Source organism: Amnibacterium sp. (assembly GCF_051956055.1).
Lineage (GTDB): Bacteria > Actinomycetota > Actinomycetes > Actinomycetales > Microbacteriaceae > Amnibacterium.
On sequence record NZ_JBQCGC010000044.1, the window covers coordinates 1 to 5,815 of the forward strand.

The window sequence follows — 5,815 nt, forward strand, 5'->3', positions numbered from 1 at the left end:
GCCCAGATGCCGGACGGCTGGCCGTAGAAGAACTTGTCGAGGATCCCGGTGACGGTCAGCAGCTGCCAGCCGCCGATGAAGACGACGGCGACGAGGACGCGGCCGATCCAGACGAGGGCGGTGTTCCGGTTCCTGGCGCGCAGGGTGCTCGCGCGGAGGTCCGCCTCGAGCTCGACGGGGACGGGGGCTGCGGTGGTCATGGTCATGCCGCTGCCGCCGTCCGCTCGTAGGCGCGCGTGACCTCGTCCTTGAGCGAGGCCCAGATCCGACCCTGCAGCTCCTGGAACCGCGGCTCGTGCCGGATCTCCTGCACGTCCCCGCGCGGGCGGGGCAGGTCGATGTCGAAGACGTCCTTCACGGTGCCGGGGCTCGAGGTCATGATGACCACCCGGTCCGCGAGCGCGACCGCCTCGTCGAGGTCGTGCGTGATGAACAGCACGGAGGGCCGGAGCTGCTCCCACAGCCCGAGGAGCTCGGTCTGCATGATCGCCTTGGTCTGCACGTCGAGCGCGCCGAAGGGCTCGTCCATCAGCAGGATCCGCGGCTCGTTGATGAGCGCGGCCGCCATCGCGACCCGCTTCCGCATGCCGCCGGACAGCTGGTGCGGGTAGCGGTCCTCGAAGCCGGCGAGGCCCACGCGGCGCACCCAGTCGAGCGCGAGGGTCGCCGCCTCGCGCTTCGGCGTGCCGGTCAGGATCGGCCCGGTCGACACGTTCTGCAGGACCGTCTTCCAAGGGAAGAGCGAGTCGGCCTGGAACATGTAGCTGACCCCCGCGGTGACGCCCTGCACGGGGGCACCGCCGACGCGCACGCCACCGGCGCTCGGACGCTCGAGCCCGGAGACCTGGGCGAGCGTCGTGGACTTGCCGCATCCCGTCGGCCCGACGATCGCGCAGAACTGGCCGGGCTCGACCGTCAGCGTCACGTCCGTGATCGCGGTGAACGGCTCCCCCTTCGGGGTCAGGAACCGCTTCGTCAGGTCGCGGATCTCGATCCGCGCCGCCTCCCCCGCCACCGCGGGTGGGATCGTCTGCACCATCGCATCAACCTCTCTGTCGATCTGCGAGCGGCTCGATGCTGGTGGAGCACCCCGTCCCGGGGCGCGCTTCTGCGTGATGGTCGACGTTCTGCGCGATAGCGGGGGTTCTGCGCGTTCTGCGCACCCCATGGGCCGAGCCGATGCGGCACGCTGTCGCGGAGGGCATCGCCGGCCGGGGTGCCGGACGGTGCGGAACGGTGTCAGGATCGCGAGGATGCGACGACGGATCAGGAAGCTGTCGAGCCAGATCTTCCTGGCCCAGACCGCGATCCTGGCCGTCTCCATCGCGGTCGGCTTCGTCCTCCTGGCCGTGACGGCCCGCGGCCATCTCGACGAGGAGTACCAGGCCCGCGCGGCCGCGATCGCGCAGACGTTCGCCCAGGACCCCGAGGTGCAGCAGTGCCTGACGCGGACGTCCCCCGGCTGCGACGCCACCGTCCAGCGCCTCGCCACCGCCACGGAGCGGCGCACCGGCGCCGCCTACGTCGTCGTCATCGACACGCACCGGGTGCGGCACTCGCATCCGAACCCCGCGCTGATCGGGAAGCGGGTGAGCGAGCCGTTGGTGGCGGCGGACGGCAGGGTGCACCTCGACGTGAACTCGGGTGCGACCGGGGTCAGCGCGAACGCGAGGGTGCCCCTCACGTCGCAGACGGGCGCGTTCATCGGCGAGGTGTCGGTCGGCATCCGGGAGAGCTCCGTCTCCGCGGCGCTCGCCGCCCAGCTGCCCTCGTACGCCGTCTGGTTCGCGGTGATGCTCGTGGTCGGTGCGCTCGCGTCGCTCGGCGTCGCCGCGCGCATGAAGCGCCGCACGTTCGGGCTCGAGCTGGACGAGATCGCGCACCTGCTGCTCGAGCGGGAGGCGACGCTGCACGGCATCCGGGAGGGCGTCGTGGCGGTGGACCCGTCCGGCCGGATGAGCGTCGTCAACGACGAGGCGCTGCGGCTGCTCGCGCTCCCGCCCGCCGTCGTCGGGCGCACGGTGCACCAGGCCGTGCCCGCGGGCCCGATCCGCGACCTCCTGAGCGGCAGCGGCGCGATCCAGGACCGGATCCTCCTCACCGAGGACCACTCGCTCGTGGTGTGCCGGCTGCCGGTGCGCCTCTCCGGTCGTCCGCACGGCACGGTGGTGACGCTGCAGGACCGGACGGTGGTCGAGGGCCTGGCGCGGGAGCTCGACGGCGCGCGGAGCCTCACCGAATCGATGCGCGCGCAGCAGCACGAGTTCTCGAACCGTCTGCACGCGATCGCGGGCCTGCTCGAGCTGGGCAGGCCGGAGGACGCGCTCGAGTACGTCAACGAGATCCGCGGCACGTCCGCGTCGTTCGATCAGGTGCTCCGCGAGCACGTCGCCGCGCCCCAGCTCGCGGGGCTGCTGCTCGGGAAGGCCGCGGAGGCGAACGAGCTCGGCATCGAGCTCGTCGTCACGCCGGACACGGTCGTCGGGCCCGCGCCGGAGCGGCTGCAGGCGCTCACCACGATCCTCGGCAACCTGATCGACAACGCGTTCGACGCCCTGACCGGCGCCCCCGCGCCCCGCCGCGTGGAGGTGACGATCGCCTCCGACGCCGCCGACGGCACGACGGTGGTCGTGCACGACACCGGCCCCGGGGTGCCCGCCGCCGCGCGCGAGAGCGTGTTCGTCAACGGCTACAGCACGAAGGCCGGCCCCCTCTCCCGGCACAGCGGGCTCGGGCTGGCGCTCGTGCACCGCACGGTCACGAAGCTGGGTGGGACCGTCGAGCTGACGGACGGCCCGGGAGCGACGTTCGTCATCGCCCTCCCACCCGTGTCCGCGCTCGCACCGAGCGGGTCGTCGTGACGGCGCTGTCGGTGCTCGTCGTCGACGACGACTTCCGCGTCGCGACGGTCCATCAGGGCTTCGTCGAGCGCGTCGAGGGGTACCGGGTGGCCGGCGTCGCGCACACCGCGGCGGAGGCGCTGACGCTCGCGTCCGACCTGCAGCCCGACGTCGTGCTCCTCGACCTCTACCTCCCGGACGGCGACGGGCTGTCGGTGATCCGGTCCCTCCTCGAGACGCCGCTGCCGCCCGTGGTGCTGGTGATCTCGGCGGCGACCGACGCCGAGGCGGTGCGGCAGGCGGTGCAGCTGGGCGCGGCGGACTACCTGGTGAAGCCGTTCGGGTTCGCGGCGCTCGCGGAGCGCCTCGCGTCCATCCGCGAGGTGCGGCTGCAGCTCGACCGCTGGCCGCAGGACGCGACCCAGGACGACGTCACCCGGCTGTTCGAGCTGCTCCGGCCGCGCGGGTCCGCCCCGATCACCGCCGCGCACCACGAGCACCTCGCCCCGACGCTGCGGCTGGTCCGCGACGCGCTCGCCGGCAGCGGCGGGAGCCTGTCGGCGAGCGAGGTGGCCGACGCGGTCGGGATCAGCCGGGCGACCGCGCAGCGCTACCTCTCCCGCCTCGAGCGCACCGGCCTCGTGACGCTCGAGCTGCGGTACGGCGCGACCGGGCGGCCCGAGCACCGCTACGCGCTCCGCCCGCGCTGACCGCGCCTCCCGGAGGTCAGCGCACCACGGGCAGCTCCAGCCGCAGCGCGGTGCCCGAGTCCGAGGTGGATTCGACGAGCACGCGGCCGCCGTTGCGGGCGGCGAGGTCGCGCACCAGGGACAGGCCGATCCCGAACCCGCGGCGCCTGCCGTCGTCCGGGCCGTGGGCGAACCGCTCGAAGACCTGGTCGGCGGCGATGCCGGTGATGCCGGCCCCCTCGTCCCGCACCCGGATCACAGCCCGGCCGCGGTCGACCACCGCGGTCACGTGCACGGTGCCGCCGTCGGGCGAGTGCGTGACGGCGTTGTCGATCAGCACGACGAGCGCCCTGCGGAGGCTCGGCTCCGAGAGCCCGACACGCGCCTCGTTCTCCACGTCGACCGCGACGGTGATGCCGCGCTCGGCGGCAAGCACCTGCAGGTCCCGGACCGCGGCGAGCAGCGTGGGCCGGAGGTCGGCGCCCTCCCCGGCTCCCCCGCGCACCTCCATCGCGGAGGCCTCGGCGACGAGGAGCAGGTCGGTGACGAGGTCGATCATGATGCGGGTGTCCCGCCGCACCGCCGTCAACGTCTCGTCGTACGGCTCGTCCCGCTCGAGCTTGCGCGACAGGAGCTGCAGCCGGGTGTCGAGCACCGTGAGCGGGGTGCGCAGCTCGTGGCTCGCGTCGGCGACGAACGCGCGCTGCATGCGCAGCGCGGAGCCCAGCGGCGCCACGGACCTGCGGCTGATCGCCCAGCTCGCGAACCCGACGACGACGATCGCGATGAGGCCGAGCACCACGAGGGCGACGAGCACCTCGTTCGCGTCCACGTAGATCTTCGTCTCGCCCGGCAGGGGTCGCTCGATCCGCTCGGTCGGCCTCGACTGGTCCACGATGAAGAGCGCGGCGAGGCCGAGGATGCCGAGCACGACCGCGGTCGATACCGCGGCGACCTGCCAGGCGGTGCGCAGGGCGGCGGTGCGGACCGACTGCACGTCGACGTCTTCGAGGCCCTCCGACGTGCTCAGAGCTGCCCCAGCCGGTAGCCGCGGCCCCGCACGGTGGTGATGATGTCCCGCTCGGTCTTCCTGCGCAGGTAGTGCACGTACGTGTCGACCGTGCCGACGCTGTCGCCTGCGGGGAACACCTCGCGGAGGATCCGTTCGCGCGAGAGGGTCTCGTCGGGGTGCTGCGCGAGCAGGGAGAGCAGGTTCGCCTCCGTCTCCGTCAGCACCTTCCGCCCCTCGTACGGCGAGTTGATGAGCCGGTTCGCGGGACGGAACTCCCAGTCGCCGATGTAGACGACCTCCTCCTCCGCGCCGTGCACCCGCCGCATGGCACGGAGGCGCGCGCTCAGCTCGGCGAAGTCGAACGGCTTCACGAGGTAGTCGTCCGCGCCGGCATCGAGGCCGTCGACGCGATCGCCGACGGCGCCGAGCGCGGTGAGCATGAGCACCGGGGTGGCGACGCCCGCCCGGCGCAGCGCCTGGACGACGGCGATGCCGTCCATCCCCGGCAGCCGCCGGTCGAGCACGACGAGCTCGAAGTCGCCCGATCGACCGGCCTCGAGGCCGGCGGCGCCGTCCGCGACGAGGGTGACGGTGTAGTCCTCCCCCAGCACCTCGGCGATCAGGGGGCCGAGCTCCGGATCGTCCTCGACCAGGAGCAGCGGCGGGGCACCCCTCGTGGTCGCACGCGTCACGGGAGCAGTGTCGCTCATCCGGTCGCCGATCGCGCGGGAACGCCGCTGCGGACGTCGGCCCGCAGCCGCCGGTACTCCCAGACGACGAGCACGATCACGACGACGTCCAGCACCGCGAGGACGACCCCGCCGACGCCGGGCTTGGCGACGAGATCGATCACCTGGGCGACGAGCAGCACGCCGAGGGCGCCGATCGCCCACGGGTACCAGTGCACGGCCCTCCTGAGCAGCGCGGTCACGGTCAGCAGCTTCACCACGCCGTGCACGAGCAGGAAGACCGCGAGGGCCACGTTCCCGCCGGTGAGCCCACCCCCCGCCTTGGCGACCGAATGCGCGAGCGAGCGCTGGAGGACCGATCCGCCCTCCGCGAGCTCCGATGCGGCGACGGCCACGGCATCGGCGGCCGCATCGGGGGCGACGAGCAGCACGAGCCCCGCGAGCAGCTCGACCGTGCCGTCCAGTCCCTTGACGAGCACGACCAGGGTGTAGATGCGCTCGAAGAGCGATCTCCCGGAGGGCGTGGACGGTCGCACCGGCCCGATCATCGGGGGTGCGGCCTCAAAAACCGCCAAGACGGCGCGC

General features: G+C 73.1%; 7 protein-coding genes. 2 read left to right on the forward strand and 5 right to left on the reverse strand.

Features of this window, described 5'->3' with window-relative positions; translation table 11 throughout:
- Positions 1 to 206, reverse strand: a 206-nt coding sequence (locus tag ACTHLI_RS06880) for a hypothetical protein (RefSeq protein ID WP_440182404.1), incomplete at its 3' end; no start/stop codon positions are given.
- Entirely contained in the window at positions 203 to 1,039 is an 837-nt protein-coding gene (locus ACTHLI_RS06885; protein WP_440182405.1) for an ABC transporter ATP-binding protein, read from the reverse strand. The genes ACTHLI_RS06885 and ACTHLI_RS06880, both read right to left, overlap by 4 nt.
- A gap of 214 nt (positions 1,040 to 1,253) precedes the next feature.
- On the opposite strand from ACTHLI_RS06885, the gene ACTHLI_RS06890 reads away from it, so the two are divergent.
- Complete coding sequence (locus ACTHLI_RS06890; protein ID WP_440182407.1) at positions 1,254 to 2,861, forward strand: ATP-binding protein; 1,608 nt, start codon at positions 1,254 to 1,256, stop codon at positions 2,859 to 2,861.
- On the forward strand, positions 2,858 to 3,550 hold the full coding sequence (locus ACTHLI_RS06895; protein WP_440182408.1) for a response regulator: 693 nt from the start codon (positions 2,858 to 2,860) through the stop codon (positions 3,548 to 3,550). Before ACTHLI_RS06890 ends, ACTHLI_RS06895 begins: the two co-directional genes overlap by 4 nt.
- A 16-nt stretch (positions 3,551 to 3,566) precedes the next feature.
- Here ACTHLI_RS06895 and ACTHLI_RS06900 read toward each other — a convergent pair whose 3' ends face one another.
- The 3 genes from ACTHLI_RS06900 to ACTHLI_RS06910 form a co-directional block, all read right to left on the reverse strand.
- Positions 3,567 to 4,526, reverse strand: a complete 960-nt coding sequence (locus tag ACTHLI_RS06900) for a sensor histidine kinase (RefSeq protein ID WP_440182409.1) — start codon at positions 4,524 to 4,526, stop codon at positions 3,567 to 3,569.
- 29 nt (positions 4,527 to 4,555) lie between these two features.
- Entirely contained in the window at positions 4,556 to 5,233 is a 678-nt protein-coding gene (locus ACTHLI_RS06905) for a response regulator transcription factor (protein ID WP_440182410.1), read from the reverse strand.
- Between the two features lie 14 nt (positions 5,234 to 5,247).
- The coding region (locus ACTHLI_RS06910) for a DUF2127 domain-containing protein (RefSeq protein ID WP_440182412.1) at positions 5,248 to 5,815 on the reverse strand (568 nt) is incomplete at its 5' end.

Excerpts from the sequence above, each read along its gene's own strand:
- ACTHLI_RS06885 (WP_440182405.1), bottom strand. The coding sequence starts at position 1,039 with ATGGTGCAGACGATCCCACCCGCGGTGGCGGGGGAGGCGGCGCGGATC.
- ACTHLI_RS06890 (WP_440182407.1), top strand. The coding sequence starts at position 1,254 with ATGCGACGACGGATCAGGAAGCTGTCGAGCCAGATCTTCCTGGCCCAG.